Consider the following 25,215-nt stretch of genomic DNA (forward strand, 5'->3'; position numbering starts at 1 on the left):
TCTTCCGCTCACGCCTTATTCAGGGCGCCAGATGTAGCTGTCGACGAGGCCTGCTTCACGGAATCCGAGGCGGCGGTATACGCCGATGCCGAACTCGGAAGCGGTCAGTACCGCGAGGCGGCAACCGGCCGCGCGGGCCTCGCGCAGCGCGGCATCCGTCATCGCCGCACCGATGCCGCGGCGGCGGTGCTCGGGAAGCGTGACGACGTAGTGCACGGTGGCCACGTCCGCGACGACGTGCACGTAGACGGTCGCGACCGGCTCGGATGCGAGTGTGCCGATGAACATCCGCAGCGCACGAGCCGGACCGTAGGGCAACGTCGAGTAGACCCGATGCCAGCGTTCGACGACGTCGTCCGGGGCGCCGCAGCCCCAGACCCGCGTCCAGGTGAGCAACGCGTCGTCATCGGCGACGGGATGGAACTCCAGGCCGGGAACGGCTGCGGCCACCTCGGCGACGCGGGGCGCGGCGAGGTCCAGCAGCATGGCCGGCTCTGCCTCGTCGAAGCCCAGGCCGCGCTCCAGCAGCGTTTCGGCGGCGCCTGCCGGGTCGGCGCGCAGACCCAGGCTCCAGTGAAAGGGCAAGCCGCGTTGACGGAAGTGCCCGATGACCCTGTCCACGGCCGCGGCGAACTCGGCGGGTGAATCAGGGCTCCGGTACACGAAGTTGAAAGTGCTGTCCGGCAGCCCCGAATCGAGCCATGCGAGCGCGCCGTCATCGAATGCGGCTGCTCCCGGAAGCGCCGCCGCGATCTCGGCAGCGAACGCGGCCTTGTCCGCGGCGAGCGCCGGAGCCGCTGAGCTCTCATCGATCACGAAGGGACGTTAGCGCGGGCGTCAACCTGATTCACGCCTCGGCGAGTCGGCGCAGATGAGGGTCCGCAGCGGGTCCTCACCAACATCCGAATATTGACAGGGCCGGGCGGGGAGCGTAGACATCCCCGTGGGAGAGCGCTCTCCCGCTCTGGTACCACCAGCACCATTTCTCTGGCACCACCGTGGCATGCGCGACCCCACCCGGCGCGGGCCGCCGCTCGGATCGCCTCGCGATCCGAGCGGTGGGGCCCGTCGGCGCGCGGCCGAACCCGCACCATCCGCCGGCACGCGACACCCGCCCGCAGGACTTCGCGCAGGCAGGGCGCTCGATCTGCTCGAGGCACCGGAGGGATCCGGGCACCCGGGACGGCCCATCCGCCGCCCCGCGTCCCCGGCGCACCTCCAGGCACCCCGAGAGAGCGCTCTCATCACGCGGCACAGTCCTCTGAGCGGCTCTGACCTCGGCCGACGTCCCTACGAACCACCCAGGAGCCCCGATGACCGCATCCTTCTCCGGCCCGACGCCGCGCCGGAGACCTCTCAGCGACCTGCCACCGCGGGTACGGGCCGGCCTGGCCGTGCTCGTCACCGTCGCCATCGCGCTGGCGCTCACCGCGTTTCCGCTCCTCGCGGCGCACGCCGCGAGCCCGGACGCCACCGGGAGCTGCGGCACCGCAGACATCGCGCTGAATCAGCCCACGACCGCGTCCTCGCTGGAGAACGGCGCGCAGTTCCCGGCGTCGGCCGCCACCGACGGGAACACCGCCACCCGCTGGTCCAGCGCCTTCAGCGACCCGCAGTGGCTCGCCGTGGATCTCGGCTCCACCCAGTCGATCTGCGGTGTCTCGCTCAACTGGGAGTCCGCCTACGCCAAGGCGTTCCAGATCCAGACCTCGACCGACGACTCCACCTGGACGACGATCTACTCCACCACGACCGGCACCGGTGGGGTGCAGAACCTGACCGTCAGCGGCAGCGGGCGCTACATCCGCATGTACGGGACCGCGCGCGCCACCGGCTACGGCTACTCGCTCTACGAGTTCGACGTCTACGCCGGGACCGCTGCCAGCTCCACCCCGACGGCCAGTGCCAGCGCCTCCGCCAGCGCGTCGGCCAGCGCCTCGGCAAGCGCGTCGGCCAGCCCGACCGGCAGCTCCACGCCCACCTCCGGCCCGACCATCCCCGCCGAGAACTGGAACACCGTCTGGAACGCCGACTTCAGCGGCTCCGCCGGGTCCGCGCCCTCTTCCTCGGACTGGATCGAGGACACCGGCACCAGTTCACCGGGCGGTCCGGCCAACTGGGGCACCGGCGAGGTCGAGACCATGTCGAATTCGACCTCGAACGTGCACCTGGACGGCAGCGGCCGCCTGGATATCACGGCTCTGTCTTCCGGCGGCTCATGGACGTCGGGCCGGATCGAGTCACAGCGTTCCGACTTCGCGGCTCCGGCCGGCGGGATGATGGAGATCTCCGCCTCGATCGAGCAGCCGAACCCCACCCACGGGGTCGGCTACTGGCCGGCCTTCTGGACGCTCGGGGCAGGCGACCGCACCGGCGGGACCTGGCCGTCCATCGGCGAGACGGACATCCTCGAGGACGTCAACGGCCACAGCGAGACCTCGTCCACCCTGCACTGCGGGGTCGCGCCGGGCGGGGCCTGCAACGAGTACACCGGGCGCACGAGCGGGATGACCGCCTGCGCGGGCTGCCAGACGGGCTACCACACCTACACCGAGGTCATCGACCGCAGCGTCAGCAACGAGTCGATCCGCTGGTACCTCGACGGCCACGAGTACTGGCAGGTCACCGAGTCCCAAGTCGGCACCGCAGCCTGGCAGGCGGCCATCGACCACGGGTTCTTCATCATCCTCGACCTCGCCATCGGCGGTTCCTTCCCGAACGCGGACTGCGGGTGCACCTCGCCCAACGCGCAGACCTCGTCCGGCGGCACCATGAGCGTCGCGTCGCTCTCGGTGCAGACCGCGGCGGTGAACGCGGCTCCCAGCCAGCCGACCGCTCCCCCGACCCCCGCCAACACCCCGAGCGTGGTCAAGGTGACCGGCAGCCAGGGCAACTGGGGACTGTCCGTCAACGGATCGCCGTACTACGTCAAGGGCGTCACCTACGGCCCGGCCAACACCGACGCGCCGTACTACCTGCCGCAGATCGCGGCGACCGGCGCGAACACGGTACGGACGTGGGGCACGGACAACACCGACACCGTCGACCTGCTCAACGCGGCGGATGCCAACGGGGTCAAGGTGGTCATGGGCTTCTGGCTCAGTCAATCAGAGGACTACATCACCGATACCACCGACGAGACCAGCGACTTGAACAACATCGTCTCGCTAGTGAATCAATATAAGAACAACGGCGGCGTGCTGATGTGGGACGTCGGGAACGAGGTGATGAACTCGCTCTCGAGCACATACTCGGGCACGCAGCTGACCAACGAGCGGATCGCGTACGCGCAGTTCGTGGAGAGAGTCGCCGACGCGATCCACGCCGCCGACCCGAACCACCCGGTGACCTCCACCGACGCGTGGGTGGGCGCCTGGCCGTACTACCAGCAGTACACCCCGCACCTGGACCTGATGGCGGTCAACTCGTACGGCGCGGCCTGCGGCGTGCAGTCCGCCTGGCAGTCCGGCGGCTACAACAAGCCCTACATCCTCACCGAGGCCGGCCCGGACGGCGAGTGGGAGGTGGCCAACGACGAGAACGGAGTGCCGACCGAGGACACCGACCAGGCCTCGACTCAGGGCTATGCGACCGACTGGAACTGCGTGAAGGCCGCGAGCGGCGTGGCGCTGGGCGCGACGCTGTTCAACTACGGCGTGGAGAACGACTTCGGCGGCATCTGGTACAACTTCATCACCGGTGACTGGCGCCGCGACTCGTTCTACGAGATCAACGCGCTCTACGGCGGCCAGAACCCGGTGAATCAGGCCCCGGTGATCTCCAGCATGACCATCGGCAACCCGACCGCGGTGCCGGCCGGCGGCACCTTCACCATCAACGTCGGGGCGAGCAGCCCGATCGGCGCTCCGCTGCGCTACAGCGTGGACTACGACGCCAAGTACATCACCGGCGGCACCGCGCAGCAGGGCGCGACCTTCACCACGTCGGGCGGCACGATCACCGCGACGGCGCCGAACCAGATCGGCGTGTGGAAGGTCGACGTATACGTGTACGACGATCAGGGCAACGCCGGGATCCAGACCGCGTCGATCAACGTCGTACCCGCGACGATGTCCGGCACGAACGTGGCCCGCGGCGCGACCACGACGGCCTCGTCGTATCAGGCCACTGGTACCGGCGCGCCGTTCCCGCCGAGCAACGCGACGGACGGGAACCTGACCACCCGGTGGGCCAGCGACTGGAGCGACCCGCAGTGGATCGAGGCGGATCTCGGCAAGTCGGACCCGATCTCCGGCGTTCAGCTGGTCTGGGAGTCGGCCTACGCGCAGGCCTACCAGATCCAGGTGTCGAACGACAACAGCACCTGGACGACGGTCTACTCGACCACGACCGGGATCGGCGGTGTGGACAGCATCAGCCTGAGCGGCGTATCAGGACGCTACGTCCGCGTCTACGGAACCGCCCGCGGCACCGCGTACGGCTACTCGCTGTACGAATTCGGGGTCTACACCCCGTAGTACGAACCCTGACGGCCGTGCGCGCTTCGGGTCAGCCCGAGGCGCGCACGACCAGTTCGGAGTCGAAGAGCACCGCGCGGGGCTGAGCCTTGGGCTCATCGAGGCGCTCGAGCAGCAGCTGCGCCATCTGCGCGGCCATCTCCTCCACCGGTTGACGCACCGTGGTCAGCCGGGGCCTGGCGGAGGTGGCCGCGCTGCTGTCGTCGAAGCCGATGACGGCGACGTCCTGCGGCACCCGTCGGCCGCGTTCGAGCAGGACGTGCAACGCGCCGACGGCCATCAGGTCGTTGGAGGCGAAGACCCCGTCCAGCTCGGGTTCGCGTTCGAGCAGTTCGCGCATCGCCCGCTCGCCGCTGTCCTGGGTGAAGTTCCCGACGGTGTAGGGCACGTAAGCGACGCCGTGCCGGGCCATGGTGTCGCAGAAGCCGTCGAGCCGCGCCCGGCCGGCGTGCAGCGCGAGCGGGCCGGCTATCGCCGCGACGCGGCGGCGGCCCTGCGCGAGCAGGCGTTCGGCGGCGAGCCGGCCGCCGTCCTGGTGCGCGAGGTCTACGTAGCGCACGGGCAGCGGGCGTTCGGGGCGGGCGAAGAAGACAGCCGGCAGCCCGGCCTCGACCAGCAGGCCAGGCAACGGATCGGACGGATCGATGGAGACCACCAGCGCGCCGTCGGCCGCGCCCTGGCGCAGATGGTCCAGCACCTGCGCGCGCGAGGCGTCGTCCTCGGCCAGCATCAGCAGTGGGTGCAGCCGACGCGGGCGCAGGTAGGCGAGTACGCCGGCGACGATCCGGCCGAAGAAGGGGTCTGCGAAGACGCGGTCCGGCGAAGTGTCGGCGGTGTCCGGCGTGCCGGGTGCGGCGGATTCAGCGCCGTCGTGGCCGGGTCCGGGCCCGGCCGCCTCCGGTGCGAGCGACATGACGAGGGCGATCACCCCGCTGCGGCCGGTGATCAGCTGGCGCGCGGCCCGGTTCGGCACGTAGCCGACCGCGGCGATGGCGTCCTGGACCACCCGCTGCAGATCGCTGGAGACGTTCGGGGCGCCGTTGACCACGCGGGAGACGGTGGCGCGCGAGACCCCCGCCGCGCGTGCCACGTCCTCCAGGGTGGGCACGACGGTTCGGCGCGCGTCGCTGATGGCCATGGACCAGTTATAACAGAATCCGAGAGCGCTCTCTCCAAACGCATTCGAACCCTGCGGTCCATCGGCTCACAGGACTCGCCGGCCGGATCGGGCGCCACCCGACGTCGGCGCGAGCATGCCGGATTCCGGAACCCGGCGGCCTTGACGCTCCGGACGGCCGGGAGTTCACTTCCGCGTGAGAGCGCTCTCCCATCCTGCGCCGCGCCATCGGCGCGACGGCGCACCCACCTCGAAGGAGAGTCATGGCTGCCAGCCTCCGGGCCCTCGATCGGCCGTTCCGGCCGTATCGACCAGCCCGGCCATCACGACGTCCGCTCATCGCGGTCCTCAGCATCCTCGCCCTGCTCGCCTCGCTGCTCGGCGGAGCCCGGGCGGCGCATGCGGCGACCGCGCTGCTGTCCCAGGGAAAGCCGACCACCGCGTCCTCGCTGGAAGGCGCCGGCTATCCGGCGTCCGCCGCGACCGACGGCTCCACCACCACCCGGTGGTCCAGCGCGTTCAGCGACCCGCAGTGGCTCCAGGTGGACCTCGGCTCCGTCTCCACGATCTCGCAGGTCGTGCTGAACTGGGAATCCGCGTACGCGACGGCGTTCCAGATCCAGACCTCGAACGACGCCGCCACCTGGACCACCATCTACTCGACCACGACCGGCACCGGCGGCACCCAGACCCTGAATGTCACCGGCAGCGGCCGCTACGTCCGCATGTACGGCACAGCCCGAGCCACCGGTTACGGCTACTCGCTCTGGGAATTCCAGGTCTACGGCGGGTCAGGCGGCGGGTCCGGCTCCAGCTGCGGCACGCAGAACGCCGCGCTCGACCAGCCGACCACCGCGTCCTCGCTGGAGAACGCCGGCACCCCGGCGGCGGCCGCGACCGACGGAAGCACCACCACCCGCTGGTCCAGCGCGTACAGCGACCCGCAGTGGCTTCAGGTCGACCTCGGCTCGGCCGTGACGATCTGCCAGGTCGTGCTGAACTGGGAAACCGCCTACGCCACCGCGTTCCAGATCCAGACCTCGACCGACGGCACGAACTGGACCTCGATCTACTCCACCACCACGGGAACGGGCGGCACCCAGACCCTGGCCGTCACCGGCACCGGGCGCTACATCAGGATGTACGGAACGACCCGAGCCACCGGCTACGGCTACTCGCTCTGGGAGTTCCAGGTCTTCACCGGCGGCAGCGGCTCGACCGGCGGTGGAGGGGGCAGCGGTGGCGGCAACGGCACCTGCGGCACGACGAACGCGGCCCTGGGCCACCCGGCCACCGCATCCTCGACACAGGACTCGAATCCTGCATACGACCCCTTCTACGCGGTCGACGGAAGCACCGTGACCCGCTGGGCCAGCGCCTATGCGGACCCGCAGTGGCTGGAGGTCAACCTCGGCGCCAGCCTGCCGATCTGCGGTGTCGTGCTGCAGTGGGAGAATGCGTACGCGACTGCGTTCCAGATCCAGACCTCGACCGACGGCACGAACTGGACTTCGATCTACTCGACCACCACCAGTGCCGGCGGCACCCAGACACTGTCCGTCACCGGCACCGGCCAGTACATCCGGCTCTACGCCACCGCGCGAGCGACCGGCTACGGTGACTCGCTCTACGAGTTCCAGGTCTTCACCACCGACAACCAGACCGCGACCGTTCCTCCGCCGCCCTCGCAGCCCGCGCCCGGCAGCTGCCCCTGGCTCAACTCGCCGAACACGCCGGTGGCCACCCGCGTCGCGCAGCTGATGGGTCAGATGACGCAGGACCAGAAGGACGCGATGCTCTACGGCGACGGCACCGGCACGTACATCGGCCAGATCGCCGCGCAGCCGGCGCTGTGCATCCCGGCCGTCAACCTCGAGGACGGCCCCACCGGCGTGGGCGACGGGCTCGGCGGCGTCACCCAGATGCCGGACGGCGAAGTCTCCGCAGCGACCTTCGATACCTCATACGAATACAACTACGGAGTGGCCGTCGGCCAGGAGTTCGCCGGCAAGGGCGTCAACGTCTCGCTCGGCCCGACCATCAACCTGGTGCGCGACCCGCGCTGGGGCCGGGCCTACGAGACCTTCGGCGAGGACCCCTACCTGGCCGGCGAGATCGGCAGCGCGGACATCGAGGGCATGCAGGCGCAGGACGTGATGGCCGAGGTCAAGCACGTGGCCGCGTACAGCATCGAACAGCCCTCCGCGCCCGGCAACGAGATCATCGACCCGCGCACGCTGGAGGAGATGTACCTCTCCTCCTTCCAGACCGTGGTCCAAAAGGGCGGCGCGGCGGCGATGATGTGCTCCTACGCCATGGTCAACGGCGCCTACTCCTGTCAGAACCCGTCGATCGAGAACGTGCCGCTCTACCAGCAGGCCGGGTTCACCGGCTTCATCACCTCGGACTGGGGCGGGATCCACTCCACCGTGCCGTCGGCCAACGCCGGCGAGACGGTCGAGATGCCGTTCGGCGGGTTCTTCGCCTCCGCGCTCGAGCAGGCGGTGGCGAGCGGCCAGGTCACCCAGGCCACCTTCGACACGATGGTGTCCCGGGTGCTGACCCAGATGTTCCGCTTCGGCATGTTCGACAAGGCGCCCAGCGGCTCGACCACCGCGATCGTGGCCGCGCCCGCGCATCTCGCCACCGCCCTGCAGGGTGACGAGGAGGGCACGGTGCTGCTGAAGAACAACGGCGTCCTGCCGTTGAGCCCGACCGGCGGCGAGTCCATCGCCGTCATCGGGAGCGACGCGAGTTCGGGCGCCGTGACCGACGGCGGCGGCAGCGGCGGGGCGACTAGCTCCGGCACCTACGACCCCCTCTACAGCATTCAGCAGCGCACGGCCGGCACGAACGTCACAGTCAGCTACAACGACGGTTCGAACCAGGCTTCCGCGGTAGCGCTCGCCCAGTCCTCGAAGGTGGCGATCGTCTTCGCGGCCGACGACTACGGCCACGAGGAGTCCGACACCACCACGCTGAACCTGCCGAACAACCAGGACCAGCTGATCGAGGCGGTCGCCGCGGCCAACCCGAACACGATCTTGGTGCTGGGCGACAACTCGGCGATCCTGATGCCGTGGCTCGGCCAGGTCGCGGGTGTGTTCGAGGGCTTCTACCAGGGCCAGGAGTACGGCCAGGCCATCGCGGCGCTGCTGTTCGGCGACGTGAACCCGTCCGGGCACCTGCCGGTGACGTTCCCGAGCTCGCTCTCCGCGCTCCCGGCGAGCACCACGGCGCAGTGGCCCGGCACGAACGGCGAGGTGGACTTCACCGAAGGGCTCGACGTCGGATACCGCTGGTACGACGCGAACAACGTCACACCGCTCTTCCCGTTCGGCTACGGCCTGTCGTACACCTCGTTCTCCTTCAGCAACGTGCAGGTGGGCGCGATGACGAACGGTAAGGCCACGGTGACGGCCACGGTCACCGACACCGGGAGCCGGGCCGGCTCCGAGGTGGCCCAGCTCTACGTCGGGGACCCGGCATCAGCCGGGGAACCGCCGCACCAACTCAAGGGGTTCCAGCGGATCACGCTCAATCCGGGCGCCTCCGGCACGGTGACCTTCACCCTGACGCCGCATGACCTGGCGGCCTACAACGCCACGTCGGGCAACTGGGTCGCGGGCGCCGGCTCCTATCAGATCCTGGTCGGCGACTCGTCCCGCAACCTGCCGCTGAGCGGCGCGCTCTCGCTCGCCTCCGCCATCACGGACAACACGGCGGACTGACCCCGGGCCTGAGTCCGGCCGGGCCGAGCTTCCCGAACACCAGGAGGCTCGGCCCGGTCGCGCTCCACCTTCACCGCGAAAAGCGCCAAGCTGAGGCCGATGACGACGAGGATGGCGGCCACCGCGTTCGGCGAGCCGTACCCGTAACCGGCGGAGATGGCCAGGCCGCCGAGGTAGGCGCCGATCGAGTTGGCGATGTTGAACGCGGCCTGGATCGAGGCCGCGGCCAGGTTCGGCGCGCCGCCGGCGAGCGCGATGATCCGGCCCTGCAGCGTGGGAAGCCCCGCCAGCGAGGTCGCCGGGAACAGGAAGATGGCCACGGCGGCGGTGACCCGGTTGTGGTCGAACGCGAGGAACGCCAAGGCCACCGCTATCTCGGCGACCAGCGAGATGAGCAGCGTGCGGGCCGGGAAGCGGTCGGAGAGCCGGGCACCGACCAGATTGCCGACGGTCATGCCGAGGCCGAAGAGCACCAGCAGCCAGGTGATCGAGGAGTCGGCGTAGTGCGCCTCGTTCGTCATCATCGGCGTGATGTAGCTGAAGGTGGCGAACAGCCCGCCGCCGCCGAGCATGGCGATGCCGAGCACCAGCCACACCTGCGGGTTGCCGAACGCGCGCAGTTCGCGCCGCAGCGAGACCTCGTTCTCCTCGGCCTTGGCCGTCTCACCGGGCACCGCGACCGCGATCGCGACAACGGCGAGCAGGCCGATGAGCCCGACGATCGCGTACACCTCGCGCCAGCCGGCGTGCTGGCCCAGGATCGTCGTCAGCGGCACGCCGATGATGTTCGCGACGGTCAGCCCGGCGAACATCACCGCCATCGCGCTGTTGCGGCGGGTTTGCTCGACCAGCGAGCCGGCCACCACCGCGCCCGCGCCGAAGAACGCGCCGTGCGGCAGGCCGGAGACGAAGCGGGCGGCCAGCGCCAGGCCGAAGGTGGGCGCGACGGCCGAGAGCACGTTGCCCACGGCGAACCAGCCCATCAGGACCATGAGTACCGTTTTGCGGGGATATCTGACCGACACCGCGGTCAGCAGCGGCGCGCCGACCACCACCCCGAGCGCGTAGATGGAGATCAGCTGCCCGGCCTGCGGAATGGAGACCGACAGGTCGCCGGCCACCTGGGGCAGCAGCCCCATGATGACGAATTCCCCGGTGCCGATGGCGAATCCGCCCACGGCCAGGGCGAGCAGGGCACGACGGACGGTGCCGGAGAGCATCGCTGCCAACTACTTTCCATGAATCGCAAGGATGGAGGGCGACGACGCTGTCCGCCGACTGCGGCAACACCCGCAGCCCGGCAGTTGTTCCCGCGCCGGCTCGGCGGCGGCCGCGGTTTTGGTCCGTTACCTACAGATTATGCACTATATATGACTTCTTCGGCCCCGGGCGCGGCGCAGCTTTGCGCCCGGGGCCGAAGAAGATCACGTTCTGGTCTTAGAAGGCGCCGACCCCGTTCGGGGTGCCGAGGCCGGTGGGACCGTCCCAGCCGGCGCGGGCCTTGCAGAGCTGGCTCGTGGAGCACGAGCCGTCACTGCCGGAGGTCACGTCGTTGAGCGAGCCGGTGTTGGCGTAGGCCAGCGCGGCGTTGTTCACCGAGGCGGTGTTGCCGGCGAGGGCGTAGACGCTCGCGATGATCGGCGAGGCCACGCTCGTGCCGCCGTAGACCTGCCAGCCGACGTAGCCCTCGTACGCGGTCGAGTCGTATACGGCGACGCCGGTGTTCGGGTCGGCCACGGCCGACACGTCGGCGATGGCGCGCTTGGAGCAGCCGGTGCCCACGCTGGCCTGGTAGCTCGGCTGCGCGTCGTAGGCCGAGCAGCCCGCGCCGGCGTCGGACCACGCGGTCTCGGTCCAGCCACGGGAGTTCGAGGACGTGCTCAGCGAGGTGCCGCCGACCGCGGTGACGTAGGGGCTGGCGGCCGGGTACTGGGCGCCGTAGCCGCTGTCGCCGGAGGACGCGGTGATCGCGATGCCCGGGTGGTCGTAGTAGGTGGTGTCATAGGTCTTGTCCGAGGAGGACTCGCTGCCGCCGTAGCTGTTGGAGATCGCGTCGGCACCGAGCGCCGCGGCCTCGTTGACCGCCTTGCCCAGGTTCGCATTGGAGGAGCTGGTGGCCTCCACCAGGATGATGTGGCAGTTAGGGCAGGTGGCCGAGACCATGTCCAGGTCCAGCGACTCCTCGGTGGCCCAGCCGGCGTCGGTCTTGGGCAGCGAGGTGGTGGAGCCGGTCTGGCTGACGATCTTCAGGCAGCCGCTGGCCACCGTGCACGCCGCGAGGCCGAACTGGCTGCGGTAGACGGCGAGGTCGGCCGCGGCGGTCGGGTCGTTGTAGGCGTCGACGATGGCGACGGTCTCGCCGCTGCCGGCCGTGCTCGAGGGCAGCTTGTAGGCCGACTGGATGCTCGACGGGCCGTAGCCCGAGGGGGTGGCGTGCGCCGTGGCGTCGATCTTGTGCGACCTGGCGTCGTTGCGGATGGCGTCGCTGTGCGCCCAGTTCGCGGCCGAGGAGGCCGCGGCCGCGTGGGCGGCAGCCGGGGCCGCGGCCGCGGCGAACGCGGGGGTCGCGCCGAGTCCCGTCGCCACGGCGGTAGCCGCGACGACGAGCGTGGGTATCAGGCGGGGCATGTGATCCTCCGTCTCGAGCCGCCCCGTCGTGTCGGGACGGCATTGAGACGGAGGATGGCGAACACCGGGCCAGACCAGAGCAAAGCCGCGGCAAACACTGGGCAATAGCCCTTTAGCGTTGCGCGTATTCGTACTGTTCGAGCAGGTGGCAAGCCATCAAAACCCTGTATTGGTAGCCAGAGTATGAGAAGGCTTAGTCGGGGAGCCGCACCCCGGTGATCTCGGCGAGCACCGCGAGCAGCTTCTCCTGCTGGGCTTCGTCGCGCGCCTCGGGATTGGCCGTCAGGACGCGGCGGTGCTTGAGGTAGCGGCCGCTGATCCCGATCTCGTCCGAGTCCGTGCCGACGGCGAGCCAGACCTGCGTGTCGGCACCCTGCGGCAGCTCGTCGGTGGCGGCCGGCCCGCCCATCCGGGTCTTGACCCAGCCGGGATCGACCGCGTTCACGACCGTCTTCGGCCAGCGGCGGGCGACCGCGAAGGCCAGCATCACGTCGTAGAGCTTCGAGTCGCTGTAGGCCTGCATGCCGTCCCAGCTGCGGTAGTCGAACTGAAGGTCGTCCCATTCGACCCGGCCCGCCTCCTCAAGGCCCGAGGTCAGGTAGATCAGCCGCGAGGGCCTGGGCATCAGGGCGGTGAGCAGGTAGGGAGCGACCACGTTGATCTGGAAGATCCGCTCGAGGCCGTCCGCGGTGACCGCCCGCTCGGGCACTCCCCCGCCCACGCCCGCGTTGTGGATCACGGCGTCGAAAGGCCCGACCCGCGCGGCCGCGGCAGCGAGCTCGCGGGTCTGCGCGAGCGAGGCGAGGTCGCCGACGACGATGCCGGCGGCCTCCGGCAGGAGCACGTGGGCGTCAGCCGCCCGGGCCTCGTCCCGAGCGTGCAGCACGACCTGGTGCCCGGCCGCGATCAAGGTGGTGGCGGTCTCCAGGCCGATGCCCTGGGTCGACCCGGTCACGAAAACGCTGCTCACGTTGTAAGCCCCCTCGGCGCGATGGAGATCTTCTGTACCGCGGCAGCATACCCGCGCGCACCACCCACACTTTGCCCGCACGCACGATGGCTACCTTCTGTACCGCGGCAGCCTACCTGTGTGCGCCTTCACCGTTTGCCCGCGCCCGTCGCGGTCTTCTACATCGAGGCGGCTACCCGCGCCCACCATCACCGTTCGCCCGCACGGGTATCGGCATCGGCATCGGCAGGCTCCACGGCCCGCCGCGCTCGGCGAGGCGGCGGAAGAACGCGAGCACCCCCGCGTTGCCGAACGCCCACGACGCGCAGCCGTCTTCAGGTCTGTCCACCATCAAAACCGGGTGGGTGGGCGTGCCCGCACCGCGCAGCAACAAGAAGGCCGCTGCCTCGTCGGCGCCGTCCCAGTAGCGGCCGGCCCGTCCGCCTTCTCCACCTTGGACGCCCTGCTCGGCGAGGGCCACATCTATCAGGGTATTGCCGACGCCGGCCAGCCCGCAGCACTGCGCGATCACGCTGACGTGCGGTAGGAAAGCGACGCAGGCGTCAGCTATTCGCCCGGCGAGCAAGCCGAACTCTGGATCGTCGAACACGTCGGCCGCATGCAGCAAGGTCTGGTTGATCCCCGCCATGCCCTGACACCAAGACACGGCTATGGGCGCGGCGTAGGGCGTGGGCAGCCGATCGAGCAGCGATTCCGCGCGCGCACGCAGCAGGTTCGCCCACTCGCGGGATTGGCCGAGGATCTCGTCGTCATGGGTCCGCTCAGCGTAGTAGAGCAGGAATTCGACGGTGCCGGCCAGACCGTGCGCGCGGCCGGTCGAGGTCTCGACCGCAGCTTGCGCCGGAAGCAGATCGTCGTGCTCGTTCCGCCCGGCCGCGCTGCCGTCGCAGATCGCCTGCGCACACCACCGGGCGACCTCGAGGTGATCCGCGCCGCCGCTTCCGAGATCGCTCAGGACGAGGTGGCCGATCCCCACACCTGCCGCGCCGATCATCAGGTCCGCCCCGACCGGCTTCCACTCCTCTCCCGGCAGCACCGGCCCGGCATACGCGTCGCCGACGTCGATGCCGGCCGCAGCAGCGTGGGCGAGGAAGACGTCCACGCCGGTGCGGCCCGACAAGTAGCCGTGCGGCAGGCGCATCTCGTCGGCGACCCGCACCGCGAACCGGGCCAATTCGCCGACGTGCTCGCGCACACCAGGCCGGTCGAGGTGATGCAGAAGTTCGAGCCCTGCTCCGGCCGCGCCGCTGTAGATCGAGGCGTCGTGGGTGATCGAGCGGCTCGACGGACCGGTGATGCTCCGATGCGACTGTTCGAGCAGGTCGGTGAGCAGGCTCTCCCGAATGTGCGCGGGCAGCAGCGGATCGAGCGCGGCGCCGGTCGTGGTCTGCGGCGCGGTCTGGTCGCCCACCACACCAGCAGCAAGCCGACGCGCGGCAGCGTGGGCGCGCTCGTCCAAGCTCAGCAGGTCTTCGATGGCGCCCATCACCCCGGCCGGTGCCTCGCCGTAGCGGCGGCGAAGGTATTGCAGGGCGCGGTGGGCCGGAAGCTCGAGATCCTCGCCGAGCGTGCTCGGCGACAGGCTGCTCTCGGCGTAGAGCAGGGTCATGCCGAGGCCGAAGAAGTCGTCGGACTCGCTCGGCTCCTCACCGCGGCGCTGCCGGGCCGGCGCGTAGCCGGGTGTGCCGCCGGGCAGGTGCAGGTCCTGGTACGAGGCGAGCCCGAAGTCGATGAGGGTGATGCTCTCACCCGCCACGACGATGTTGCGCGGCGTCAGATCACGCATGATCACGCCGCGTTCGTGCACTGCGAGCAGGATCCGGGCCAGCCGCTGCGCGAGCAGCTCGAGCGGCCGCGCTCCCCGCGCCGCAGCCGCCGAGCGGACTGGGGCGTACCGGCCGTTCAAGGTCACGTCCTGAGCCAGGTTGTACCGACCGGCGTCCACGGTGACCAGGAACTCGTCCGGCCCGTGCCGGAAGTGGTCGACGAAGCCGGCCACCCCGTCGAGCCCGGCGAGGACCTGCAGCACCCGCCGCTCGTTGCGCACCCGCAACCGCACGTCGCCGGCCGCCTCGGTCTCGTCGACCAGGGCGCGGGCCTGCTTGACGATCACACTGGCACCATCGCGCTCGTCGACGGCCCGGTAGATGTTGCCGCGCCCCGACTCCAAAACGCCCTCGATCAGCCGGAAGCGTCCGCCCAGGACCTCTGCTTCGGATTCCGGTGCCATGCCGTCGGATTCCACCGCGAACGCCGCGAAGCCGGGCGTGGCTGCGACCGGATCAGGACCCTGTCGGAAGGGGTCGACGGTCCAGGACGGCTGCCGGTAACGCATCGTGGCGAGCCCTCCGAACTCCTCGTCCCGCGCGTCCGGGCCGTGGATCACGGTGACGAGCCGGGCCCGCTCGTCAGCGCCCCACTGTCGGGTGAAGGGACCATAGCGGTAGTAGACCGGCGCATCCGCGGCCACGGCGCGGTCGCTCAACACTCGCGGTCCGGCCCAGCCGCCCAACAGGTCGGCCAGGCGCAAGCCGAGTTCGCGCACCCGGTCCTGCGGCGGATAGACCGTCACCGCCTTGCCCACCGTGGCGGGCGAACTGTGGCCGTTGTTCAGCCGGGTCAGCACCTCGGCCGACCGCGCGAGCTTGAACGAGCAGCGCTCCTCGAGCAACACCGGTATCAGCCGGTCGACCAGGTCGGCGAAGGTGGCGGCGCGGGTGGAGACGTGCAGCTTCCAACCGTGCGGCGGCAGGCCGAGATCCGGGTGGTGCAGATACAGCCAGGTCTCATTGCCACGCAGGTTGTGCGGCGACCCGGGGCACTGCTGAAGCAGGTGTCTGACCCGGCCTTCGAAATCCACTTCCGCCATGTCGAACGCCTTTCCGCGAGCGCCACCGGGCGTGGCGCGAAACCTGGCCCCCGCACGGCCTGACGGCCACGCCGCTCACCGCGCCGACCTTACGAATCAGACCCCTTCGTCACTGGGTGACGGAGTGGGTGATCAGATCGATGTTGGTGTGCTCCTCGCAACACCCGACGCACCGGCTGCGGTCGTGCAATCCGGTGGTGACCTCGTCAAAGGCGATCGCGGGCTCCACGACCTGCGTGCCGGCGTCACGGGGCTCCAGCTCGAACAGTTCCCTCACGGGTTTACCTGCCTTCCTCATCCGGTGGTGCGGATTCTTCGACGGCGCGCCCGTTTTCGCGGCCGATGGGTGCGGCCCCGAGGACACGACCTTTCCCGATCGTGTCTAGCAGAGCCCCTTTGACTGTCAACCGCGCATTCGTCCCGGCAATCTTTCGACTCACTCAGACGCCACCGGCATTCCCACCCCCGCGGGCCTCGCGCCATTGCGGGCTGTCCAGGAAGTGGTTGTCGAACCGGTCCTGCGTCTCGAGAATCTCCTGCGGGCTCGCCCCAATGCCGCTCACGGTAGATTGATCATGCGGTGAGTTCGAGGTTTCCCGTGCTGATCCGTCCCGGATGCAGCACTTGGCGTGCCGGCGGGAGGTTGGCGATGCGTAGGGTCGGCGGCCCGGCGTGGCGTACCCCGACATCAGTGGCCTTCTTCACGGCGTACTGGTTGTGACGTGCCCGTTTGACCACGCGCGGGTAGGAACGGTGGCGCCGCTCGCGATGCAGCTCGCGCGGTGCGGTGATCTCCGTGTTGAACCGCTCGAGCAGGGCCGCCAGGCCCTCAGGGGGAAAAGGCCGCCGGATCATCGATCCGGCGGCGGATGATGCGGACCGCGTTGGTGAACTTCACCCGGTCCGGGTCGATGTCCGCCTCGGTCGCGGCCCGACAGATCAGGGAGTTGATCGCATAGTGGGTGAGCAGGTAGCCGTAGAGCTCCTGGATCACCATGTCAGGGCTCTGGGACCGCATGACCTTCCCCGGTCCCCGTAGAACCGTCTTGGCCTGCGCGTTCGCCTGCTCGTGCTCCCACCGCTCGTGATATCCCGCCGCCAGCAGCGCGGCCGGGGCACTGCGCGCATCCAGCAGCGTCGTCAGCAGGCAAAACAGCTCCCGCTCCCCAGCGGTGCCCCGGTCCGCCACCTCGTACTCCACCACCCGAACCAGCCGCGCGCGATCCTCGAACTCCTCCAGATCCGCCCCCGCCCGAGCCGCCGCCAGGACCTGCTCACGGACCTTCGCCGAGGTACGCGACGCGAACACCACCGAGGTGTACGAGCCGTCCCCGAGCTTGGCGACCAGCGGCAGCGCAATCGTGTCACCCAGGCGCCACAGCAGCTCAGCACCCGTCTGCGACGCCTGACACCAGTCGGCGAACGAGTAGAAGTTGCGATCGGCCAACAACAGCATGTCCTGGTCGAGGAACCGGTAGAGCCGACGCGCCGCGGACTGCTCCCCGCTGCCCTTGCCGCCGCACGGCCCCGCGTCCGCGCCGATCGGAGCCCGCGAGCCGCACTCGACCAACGTCACCACCCGCATCTTCGGGAACGCCGACCGGTTGCCGCCCGAACCGGCGTACCCGAAGTACCCCGCGTTCGCCGCACTGTCCGGCACATCCCACTCGAACCCGTCGATCGAGACCATCCGCCTGCCCGCCAGCCACGCCCCCCGCGTCAGCATCCCCGCCACCGGCTGCGCAACCTGCTCGAACACCTCCCGGACCACGTCAGAACCCAGACGCTTGCGCGCCTGGGTGATCCCGCCCGACCCGGGACACTCCCACCCGGCGTCCCAACGCCCCCAATCCTTCAGGACCTCGGTCAACCGGGTCAGGACCTCCTGATAGTCCTCGTCCGCGAACAACGCCATCGCCATCGCGAAATACACCATGACATGCGCCGGAAGCTTCGCATCCGCCCGCTTCGCACCCCTGCCGAACTCCGCCACCGCGTCATCGATCACCACACGCGGCACCGCCGCCGCCAACAACCCGACCGACACATGATCCGTCAAACGGCCCGACAGGCCCTCCACAGCACTATGCGACACCCCCCGACCGTAACGCCCCACCAATCACCGCACGAACACACAGGTCACAAGCATGATCCCACTACGCTGAGCGGCATTGGGGCTCGCCCGGCCGCGCGTCACCCGGTCGATCAACCGGAAGTAGGCACTGCGGTCCTGCATCCCGGGCGCGAAGACGATCAGGAGGTCGGCGGCCGAGCCCGCGGGCGTGGCGAAGGCGTGTGGCATGGACTTGGGCACCACCAGGAAGTCCCCTTTCTCCAGCGTCAGCACCCTGTCCCCGGCCAAGGCCTGCGCCACACCCTCGATGACGAAGAAAATCTCCGCGGAGCCGTTATGGAAGTGCGGCGGCGGACCCTCCACGCCCGCCGCGAGCCGAGTGCGGTTGGCGCTGATCGCGCCGTCCGTGGTCGAGCCGTCGGCGAGCAGGCGGACGGTGTTGGCCCCGGCACCCAGCTGCTCGGCCTCGTCCGCCCTGGTCAGCAGGGCATTACCACTCCACGCGCGCTCGTTCGGGAACACGGTCACGATGGCGCCTCCTCGCAGTCTCCGATTTACTTCTCTAGAAGATAGTACACCGGAATACTATCACCCGGTAGCTAGAATCGCGGACATGAGCGAGCAAGAGCCCGGGGACGCCGTCGACGAGATCCTGGCCCAGTGGCGCCGGGAGCGTCCTGACCTGGACCTCAGCGCCCTGGGTGTGTTCGGCAGGATCGCCCAGCTGTCATCGGTGCTGGGCTCGGTGATGGACCGGGTCTACGCCCGGCACGGGCTGCGCGGCGGCGAGTTCGACGTGCTGACCGCATTGCGCCGGGCACTGCCCCCGCACGCGCTGACCCCCTCAGAACTGGCCGAGGCGCTCATGATGTCGCGGGCCGGCATGACGAAGCGGCTCGACCGGCTCGAGGCGGCCGGCCTGGTCGAGCGGACCCTCGATCCGGCCGACCGGCGCAGCTTCCGCATCACCCTGACCCGCTCGGGCCTCGAACTGATCGACGCGGCACTCACCGAGCACGCGGCGAACCTCGCCCAGCTCGAGACGGCGCTCGAACCGGGGGAACGCTCGGCCCTCGAACACTCGCTACGAACCCTGCTGCGCACCGTGAGCGAGCAGCCGCCCGCGCCTTGACGCGGCGCCGGGCTCGAATGGGCGCAGCGAGCCCGGCGAGCCGGTTCTCCGAGGTCAGCCCGGGTCCACCCCACGCATCTCCCCGGCGCCACCCGTTACCATCCTGCGACAACCGATCTTCGTTCCCTTCGTCTCTCCCCTCGAAGACCCACGGGGATCGAGGGAGCGAACCAGATGTCGAACAATCAGATCATCGGGCGGTGCGCGGTCGGCGTCGCCGCCTTGGGCGCGGCCGCCGCACTGGGCGGTTGCACTTCGGCCGACACGGTCTCCGCCGGGTCCGCGCCGCAGAGCACTGCCGCGGTCGTCACGGCGACGACCGCACCGGCCGCCGCCACGAGCGCCGCGGCGGACCCCGCCGTGAGCGGGGCCACCGCGACCGGTTCGAGCGCCGGCTCGGGCAGCTCCGGCAGCTCGAACGGCTGCGCCGGCACCCAGCTGACCGTCGCGGAGACGAACCCGGACGCGAGCCTGGGGCATCGCGCGTACGTGCTCGTGTTCACCAATAAGAGCTCGAAGGCGTGCACGGTGAGCGGATATCCGGGCGCGGCGGTGGCCGACACCTCAGGCAAGGTCGTCCTCAACGCGCAGCGCACGCTCGTCGGCTACGAGAGCAGCGGCACCAAGGTGACGACGGTGACGCTCGCCCCCGGCGCCTCGGCCTCCTCCGTACTCGAGTGGGATGTGGCCGGGCCGCTCGGCTCGTCCTGCCCGGGGGCCGCGGGCGGCCACCTGCTGATCACCCCGCCCAACACCACCACGACCACCTCGTTCGAGCTGCCGAACGACCTGTGCGGGGACTTCCAGACCCATCCGGTCATAGCCGGGAAGGCCGGCCGCGTGAACGGCTGACCCGGAGCCCCTGGACCTGAGCGGACCTGACCCGAGCCACGATCGCTCCACCGCAGCTGACCCGGGGCTCCGCCGCATCCCGCGAGCGCATGCGACGGCGTTTTGGGGGCAAAGTGGGCTCATGCACATGGTCCGAGCTCCTGGGGTCTACGCAGCTCAAGGCGACACCCTCCTGCTGCTCTCGGCGCTGCGACAGGAAGGGGTCGGCCCGGGCACCCGAGTCCTGGACATCGGCACCGGCAGTGGGGCGCTGGCGGTCACGGCGGCGCGCCTGGGCGCGTCCGTGACCGCCGTGGACGTCTCGCGGCGGGCGCTCGGCACGGCCTGGGTCAACGCGGCGCTGCGCGGCCGGTTCATCGACCTGCGCCGCGGCAGCCTGCTCGACCCGGTCCGCGGCCGGCGCTTCGATCTGGTGGTGTCCAACCCGCCCTACGTCCCCTGCCCGGCCGAACGTCTGCCCGAGCACGGCGCCGCCCGCGCCTGGGATGCCGGGCCGCAGGGGCGGGTGCTGCTCGATCAGCTGTGCCAGGACGTGCCCGGCGTGCTCAACCCCGGCGGCGTAGTGCTGCTGGTGCAGTCGGCCCTTAGCGGCGTGGCCGCCACCTGCGCGGCCTTGGAACGCGGTGGCCTGCAAGCCAGTGTGGTCGGTCGCAGCCGGCAGCCGTTCGGGCCGGTGATGCGCTCGCGCGCGGCATGGTTCGAGCGGCAGGGACTCATCGGCGCGGGCGAGCGCGAAGAGGAGCTGGTGGTGGTGCGTGGTGAGCGGGCGCGCTGAGCGGGAGCCCGAGGCGCCGGGCGGGTGCGGCGGCGGCCGCCGCGTGCGCGTCGTGATGCCTGAGGAGATCGGGCCGATGCTGGTCGAGGGCCCGGTGGAAATCGTGCTCGCTAACGGCAGCGTCCACGTCAGCGAACGGCCGACCGTGGCGCTGTGCACCTGCCGACGCAGCCGCAGCTTCCCGTTCTGCGATACCAGCCACCGCCGCCGCTCGCGGCCCGCGGCCTCCAGCAAATAGCGCCAGCGACCAGCGCCAGGTCGCGGCCTCCAGCGGCCATAGTCAGGTCGCCTCAGCCGGACGGAGCATCCGCGAGCGGGACGAGCAGTGAGCTGCGGCGCTTCTGCCAGCTCGCGACTGCGTGCTCACCCAGGCGCTGGTCGGCCAGACCGCTTGCGGCGAGCCCGAAGGCGACGTCCTGTTCGAGCTCTGGCTCGTCGTCGAGCAGCGCGCCGATGACCTCGCGGCGCATGAGCTGTTCGTGTACTGCGTCGGCCTCGATGTGCTCCCGATAGAAGCGCGTGCCCGCCTCGCCGGCTCCGAGCCGTTCGAGCGCCTCCGTCAGGCGTCGTGCGCCCGGTGACGAGGTGATCTCGACTCCGGCGAACTGGCCGACCAACGCGCCGCGGTGCTCGCGGTGCAGGCCGAACAACGACATCAGATTGACTACCGCCAGAGCCTGCGCGGGTGAGGCCGCCACGTACGCGCCGTACGACGTATCAAGGTCCAGATCCCGCATCATCTCGGCGAACAGCCGGGAGTGCACGCGCTGCGGATGTCCGCCGCCGTACTCGTCGTACTCGATCGCCACCAGTGCCGCTTGGGAACGGCCGTGTAGTCGCGGGATGACCCAGGCCTGCGGGTCGGCTTCCTTCAAGTGGTAGAGCGAACGCAGCGCCAGATACTCGCGCGCCTGCCATCGTTCGCCTTGCTCCAGCAGGAAATACGACGGGCCCGTGCCGGTCGGAGGTTCGATCAGCAGCTCTTCCAGCTGGTCGTTCAGGGCGGGCACCGGGCCTAGTTCAGCCCGCATCGCCTCGAGGAAGCGCTCCTCGAGGCGTCCGCGCAGGGCGAGTAGCGACGGCTCCCACTCCCATTCGGCCGCCACGCCGGTGAATCCGCGGTAGTGCAGCTCGTAGCAGAGGTAGAGCGCGAGTTGGAGGTCCTCGGCCAGCGGATCGCCGGTTTCGGCAGCGTGTGTATACAGGCCCCGGCCGTCCGGGGGCGCGGCGAGACGCTCGGTGAGCAGCTCGCTGACCGGGCCGCGCGGCGGGGCCAGCGGCGGCAGGTGCTTGCCGGCGATGCCCATCAGGCGAAGCTCCTCACCAGGGGCCTTTCGACGACGCGGTCCGCGCGGACCGCGCGGACTGGCGCGCCGGCCATCCGGGACCGCAGTTCCAGCACGCAGCATTTGGGTCCGCCGCCTGCCTTGAGCAGTTCGCCGAGCTCCACCGCCACCGGCTGGTATCCGCGTTCCGCGATCCGCCGGGCCAGGCCGGTCGCCGCGGCGGGGAGCACGACGTGGCGCCCGTCGCTGATGGCGTTGAGCCCGAACACCGCCGCGTCGGCCTCGTCGGCTTCGATGGCGTCGGGGAACAGCGAGCGCAGCCGCTGCAGGCTCTCGGGGTTGAAGGCCCCGGGGTAGTACATGATCTCGCGTTCGCCGAGCACCGCGAGCGCGGTGTCCAGGTGATAGAAGCGCGGGTCGACCAGGGTCAGACCGACCACGGGCCGGCCGAAGTAGGTGCTGGTCTCGTCGTGCGAGGCGGGATCGGTGCGCAGTCCGTGGCCGGCCAGGATGACGCCGGCGACTGGCAGGTGGTCGCCCTCGCCCTCGTTGGCGCCGCGGGCCCGACGTACCCAACCGTATCCGCGTTCGCGGAACCACTGTTCGAACAGCGCCGACTCGGCGGCGCGTTCCGGGTGGCGGAACGAGGCCACCAGCACGCGGCCGTCGATCACGGTGGCGGCGTTCGCGGTGAAGACCATGTCCGGCAGATCGGGCTGGGCGGTTGCCTGCTCCACGGCGTGTCCGAGGCCCGCGAGCACGCGGCGTAGCCGGTGCCACTGGACCCGGGCGCGAAAGACGTCGACCGGACGGGCCGGGTCCATCCAGGGGTTGATCGCATACCTGACCGAGAAGTAATCCGGGGGACACATCAAGTACGAACGGGGAACACCGACACGCTGCGCGCCACCGCGGGACATATATCCTCCTTCCGCCGGACCTGCGGGTGGACGTGCCCGGACCGGCGCGTGGGGGGGCTTATCAAGCGGTTACAAGTACCCGATCGCCGGGCGATCACACGGCCGCGACGCGATAGCGCTCGGCGTCCTTCTCGCGCAGGGTCAGGCCGTTGCCCGGGGCGTCCGTGGGCTCGATGGTGCCGCCATGCGGGTCAAGCGTGCCGTCGAACAGCAGCGATTCGATCCGCACATGGTCGTGGAACCACTCGAGGTGCCGGAAGTTGGGAATCGCCGCGGCGATGTGGGCGTGCAGGTGGGGCGCGCAGTGGCCGGAGATCTCCAGTCCGTGGGAGGCCGCGACGGCGGCTACACGCTGGAACTCGGTGATGCCGCCGCAGCGCGACGCGTCGGCCTGCAGGCAGTCGACGGCGCCGGCCGCGCACATGCGGGCGAAGTAGGTCAGGTCGTAGCCGTACTCCCCCGCGGCCACGTCGGCGGTGACGGCGTCGCGCACCTCGCGCAGTCCGTGCAGATCATCGGAGGATACGGGTTCTTCGAACCAGGTCACGTCCGCGTCCTCGGCCGCACGCAGCACCCTGATCGCCTGTTTGCGCGTGTAACCGCCGTTCGCTTCCACGTAGAGCTCCATGCCGTTGCCGATCCGCGCGCGGGCCTGCCGGATGCGGTCGAGGTCGCGGTCGACCCGGGTTCCCCAGGACTCGCCGATCTTGATCTTGACGCGCGGGATCTCCTGCTCGGCGACCCAGCTGTCGAGCTGTCGGTCGAGTCGCGCCGCGTCGTACGTGGTGAACCCGCCGCTGCCGTAGACGGGCACTGCGGACCGGGCCGCGCCGAGCAGGCGGTGCAAGGGCAGATCGAGCATGCGGGCCTTGAGATCCCACAGCGCCGTATCGACGGCTGAGACGGCGTAGCCGGCCACGCCCGGGCGGCCGATGTTGCGGATCTCCTTGACCATCGCATCGAAGGCGCCCACCACGTCGAAGGCGCTGCGGCCGTGGACGACGTCGGCCAGCGTGTCCTGCACGATCGCTGCGCAGGCGGGCGCGCCGTAGGTCCAGCCGGTTCCCACGGTCCCGTCCGCCGCCGTCACCCGGACGACGACCATGCTCGTCGAGAGCCAGGCGAATGTCCCGTCGGCCTCGGGCTGCTCGGTGGGCACGGTGTAGGCCGCGACCTCGACCGAAGTCACCTGATCAACGGATCGGGATGCGTTCATTCGTCTCTCCTGCCCTCGCCATGGTCCTGTTCGTGGGGTTCCACGTCCTGTTCGTGGGGTTCCACGTCCTGTTCGTGGGGTTCCACGTCCTGTTCGTGGGGTTCCTCGGCCTGTTCGTGGGGTTCCGTATCCTGCTCCGGCTCGAAGTGCGTCTCGACCCTGATCTCCGGGCGGCGCTGCTCGGCCTCGGCGTACGAGCGCAGCACCTCCCGGTCCTGCTCGGTCAGCGGCGGCGGGAACAGGCTGCGCGGCCAGAGTCGGCGCGAGCGCACCACGTCCGCCTCCACCGCGTAGAGGGTCAGCTGCGCCTGCAGGGCGAACCAGCTGAGCAGGCCGAGGACCAAGCCGAAGGTGCCGTAGAGCTCGGAGGCGTGCCGCAGCGAGTGCGCCACCACGTAGCCGCCCACGTATTGCAGCACCTGCCAGACGATCGCCGACAGGATCGCGCCGAGGATCAGGTCGCGCCAAGTAACGTTGCCGGACGTGGCCGTGCGCAGCCCCAGCCAGAACAGCAGGATGTTGAGCACCAGCGACACGGCGACGATCAGGAACCTGAGCCCGCCGCCGAACTCGGTGTGCCCGCTCCACGAGGCGATCCCGGACAGGCCCGAGGTGACCACCACGCCGAGCCCGATGATCGCGATGAGGGCGAAGCTGCGCAGCCAGGAACCGGGGAAGCTGGGGCGCTCGTGCCGGGGAATGCCCCAGACGGTGTTCATCGCGTTCTGCATCGCGTTGGCGACGCCGCGGGCGCCGACGAAGGTCAGGACCAGTCCGACGGCCAGGCCGAAGCCGCTGCGGCCGAGTGAGTGCACGTTGGCTCGCAACTGGTCGCCGATCACCGGGAACTCGGTCAGCGCCGAGTTGAGCACGTCCTTCTGCAACTGCGGGTTGCCGGACAAGACCATGCCGAGCACGGTCACCAGCACCAGCAGCAGCGGGAACGTGGACAAGAACGCGTAGTAGGCCAGCAACGCGGCGAGCGACCCGGCCTGGTCGTCGCTGAACTTGTGCCAGACCGCGATCGGGAACGCCAGTGCTCGATGACGCTGTTGGAAGGCGTCCACCGACGTGATGAACCGCTTCATCGGCTCGCCCCGCCCGTCGCTGTGCCCATCGGTGTGCCCATCGCTGTGCGCGCCTCCCGCTCCGCCGACCCTCCGGAAC

The 25,215-nt window shown here is 70.0% G+C and carries 21 protein-coding genes; 6 read left to right on the forward strand and 15 right to left on the reverse strand.

Annotation, left to right across the window (positions count from 1 at the left end):
* Positions 1–15: 15 nt before the first annotated feature.
* Positions 16–816, reverse strand: a complete 801-nt coding sequence (locus ACTRO_RS10900; RefSeq protein ID WP_034263040.1) for a GNAT family N-acetyltransferase — start codon at positions 814–816, stop codon at positions 16–18.
* 497 nt (positions 817–1,313) lie between these two features.
* On the opposite strand from ACTRO_RS10900, the gene ACTRO_RS10905 reads away from it, so the two are divergent.
* A complete protein-coding gene (locus tag ACTRO_RS10905; RefSeq protein WP_084316159.1) occupies positions 1,314–4,478 on the forward strand; it encodes a discoidin domain-containing protein in 3,165 nt (1,054 codons plus the stop codon).
* 31 nt (positions 4,479–4,509) lie between these two features.
* On the opposite strand, the gene ACTRO_RS10910 is transcribed toward ACTRO_RS10905, so the two are convergent.
* Positions 4,510–5,616, reverse strand: a complete 1,107-nt coding sequence (locus ACTRO_RS10910) for a LacI family DNA-binding transcriptional regulator (protein WP_051450642.1) — start codon at positions 5,614–5,616, stop codon at positions 4,510–4,512.
* 242 nt (positions 5,617–5,858) lie between these two features.
* Between ACTRO_RS10910 and ACTRO_RS10915 the strand changes: the two genes are divergently transcribed.
* The gene (locus tag ACTRO_RS10915) at positions 5,859–9,326 is read left to right on the forward strand and encodes a discoidin domain-containing protein (protein ID WP_034263042.1); all 3,468 of its coding nucleotides are present in this window, start codon (positions 5,859–5,861) and stop codon (positions 9,324–9,326) included.
* Here ACTRO_RS10915 and ACTRO_RS45595 read toward each other — a convergent pair.
* The 9 genes from ACTRO_RS45595 to ACTRO_RS10955 form a co-directional block, all read right to left on the reverse strand.
* Positions 9,236–10,546 carry an MFS transporter gene (locus tag ACTRO_RS45595; RefSeq protein WP_084316160.1) on the reverse strand — a complete coding sequence of 437 codons (1,311 nt, stop codon included), beginning with the start codon at positions 10,544–10,546 and terminating at the stop codon, positions 9,236–9,238. The two genes, ACTRO_RS10915 and ACTRO_RS45595, sit on opposite strands and share 91 nt — an antisense overlap.
* Positions 10,547–10,763: 217 nt before the next feature.
* Complete coding sequence (locus tag ACTRO_RS10930) at positions 10,764–11,954, reverse strand: S53 family peptidase (RefSeq protein WP_034263046.1); 1,191 nt, start codon at positions 11,952–11,954, stop codon at positions 10,764–10,766.
* 193 nt (positions 11,955–12,147) lie between these two features.
* Positions 12,148–12,924 (reverse strand): SDR family NAD(P)-dependent oxidoreductase, encoded by a 777-nt coding sequence (locus tag ACTRO_RS10935; RefSeq protein ID WP_034263048.1) that lies wholly within the window; start codon positions 12,922–12,924, stop codon positions 12,148–12,150.
* A gap of 172 nt (positions 12,925–13,096) precedes the next feature.
* Entirely contained in the window at positions 13,097–15,793 is a 2,697-nt protein-coding gene (locus tag ACTRO_RS10940) for a class III lanthionine synthetase LanKC N-terminal domain-containing protein (RefSeq protein WP_051450643.1), read from the reverse strand.
* Between the two features lie 109 nt (positions 15,794–15,902).
* On the reverse strand, positions 15,903–16,070 hold the full coding sequence (locus ACTRO_RS47110; protein ID WP_157436057.1) for a hypothetical protein: 168 nt from the start codon (positions 16,068–16,070) through the stop codon (positions 15,903–15,905).
* Between the two features lie 163 nt (positions 16,071–16,233).
* Positions 16,234–16,356: a hypothetical protein gene (locus ACTRO_RS50305; protein ID WP_281177850.1), complete on the reverse strand. Its 123-nt coding sequence runs from the start codon at positions 16,354–16,356 to the stop codon at positions 16,234–16,236.
* Positions 16,357–16,366: 10 nt separating this feature from the next.
* On the reverse strand, positions 16,367–16,648 hold the full coding sequence (locus ACTRO_RS48820; protein ID WP_051450305.1) for a hypothetical protein: 282 nt from the start codon (positions 16,646–16,648) through the stop codon (positions 16,367–16,369).
* Entirely contained in the window at positions 16,623–17,888 is a 1,266-nt protein-coding gene (locus tag ACTRO_RS10950; protein ID WP_034261336.1) for an IS4 family transposase, read from the reverse strand. The genes ACTRO_RS48820 and ACTRO_RS10950 overlap by 26 nt, the downstream gene beginning before the upstream one ends.
* A gap of 24 nt (positions 17,889–17,912) precedes the next feature.
* Positions 17,913–18,395 (reverse strand): cupin domain-containing protein, encoded by a 483-nt coding sequence (locus tag ACTRO_RS10955; RefSeq protein ID WP_051450644.1) that lies wholly within the window; start codon positions 18,393–18,395, stop codon positions 17,913–17,915.
* Between the two features lie 85 nt (positions 18,396–18,480).
* On the opposite strand from ACTRO_RS10955, the gene ACTRO_RS10960 reads away from it, so the two are divergent.
* The 4 genes from ACTRO_RS10960 (at position 18,481) to ACTRO_RS10975 (ending at position 20,864) form a co-directional block, all read left to right on the forward strand.
* Positions 18,481–18,999, forward strand: coding sequence for a MarR family winged helix-turn-helix transcriptional regulator (locus ACTRO_RS10960; protein WP_034263049.1), 519 nt, complete (start codon positions 18,481–18,483; stop codon positions 18,997–18,999).
* Positions 19,000–19,173: 174 nt separating this feature from the next.
* Positions 19,174–19,851: a DUF4232 domain-containing protein gene (locus ACTRO_RS10965; RefSeq protein WP_034263050.1), complete on the forward strand. Its 678-nt coding sequence runs from the start codon at positions 19,174–19,176 to the stop codon at positions 19,849–19,851.
* Positions 19,852–19,972: 121 nt separating this feature from the next.
* Complete coding sequence (locus ACTRO_RS10970; RefSeq protein WP_034263051.1) at positions 19,973–20,626, forward strand: HemK2/MTQ2 family protein methyltransferase; 654 nt, start codon at positions 19,973–19,975, stop codon at positions 20,624–20,626.
* Positions 20,610–20,864, forward strand: coding sequence for a CDGSH iron-sulfur domain-containing protein (locus ACTRO_RS10975; protein ID WP_245594351.1), 255 nt, complete (start codon positions 20,610–20,612; stop codon positions 20,862–20,864). Before ACTRO_RS10970 ends, ACTRO_RS10975 begins: the two co-directional genes overlap by 17 nt.
* A 52-nt stretch (positions 20,865–20,916) precedes the next feature.
* On the opposite strand, the gene ACTRO_RS10980 is transcribed toward ACTRO_RS10975, so the two are convergent.
* From ACTRO_RS10980 to ACTRO_RS10995, 4 genes are all read right to left on the reverse strand, one after another.
* Entirely contained in the window at positions 20,917–21,933 is a 1,017-nt protein-coding gene (locus tag ACTRO_RS10980; RefSeq protein WP_034263052.1) for an iron-containing redox enzyme family protein, read from the reverse strand.
* Positions 21,933–22,832 (reverse strand): dimethylargininase, encoded by a 900-nt coding sequence (gene ddaH / locus ACTRO_RS10985; RefSeq protein ID WP_211244190.1) that lies wholly within the window; start codon positions 22,830–22,832, stop codon positions 21,933–21,935. The genes ACTRO_RS10980 and ddaH overlap by 1 nt, the downstream gene beginning before the upstream one ends.
* Positions 22,833–22,926: 94 nt before the next feature.
* Positions 22,927–24,048, reverse strand: coding sequence for an enolase C-terminal domain-like protein (locus ACTRO_RS10990; RefSeq protein ID WP_034263053.1), 1,122 nt, complete (start codon positions 24,046–24,048; stop codon positions 22,927–22,929).
* Positions 24,045–25,136: a YihY/virulence factor BrkB family protein gene (locus ACTRO_RS10995; RefSeq protein WP_051450645.1), complete on the reverse strand. Its 1,092-nt coding sequence runs from the start codon at positions 25,134–25,136 to the stop codon at positions 24,045–24,047. The genes ACTRO_RS10990 and ACTRO_RS10995 overlap by 4 nt, the downstream gene beginning before the upstream one ends.
* Positions 25,137–25,215: the final 79 nt, after the last annotated feature.

Origin of the sequence: Actinospica robiniae DSM 44927 (genome assembly GCF_000504285.1) — a bacterium.
GTDB lineage: Bacteria > Actinomycetota > Actinomycetes > Streptomycetales > Catenulisporaceae > Actinospica > Actinospica robiniae.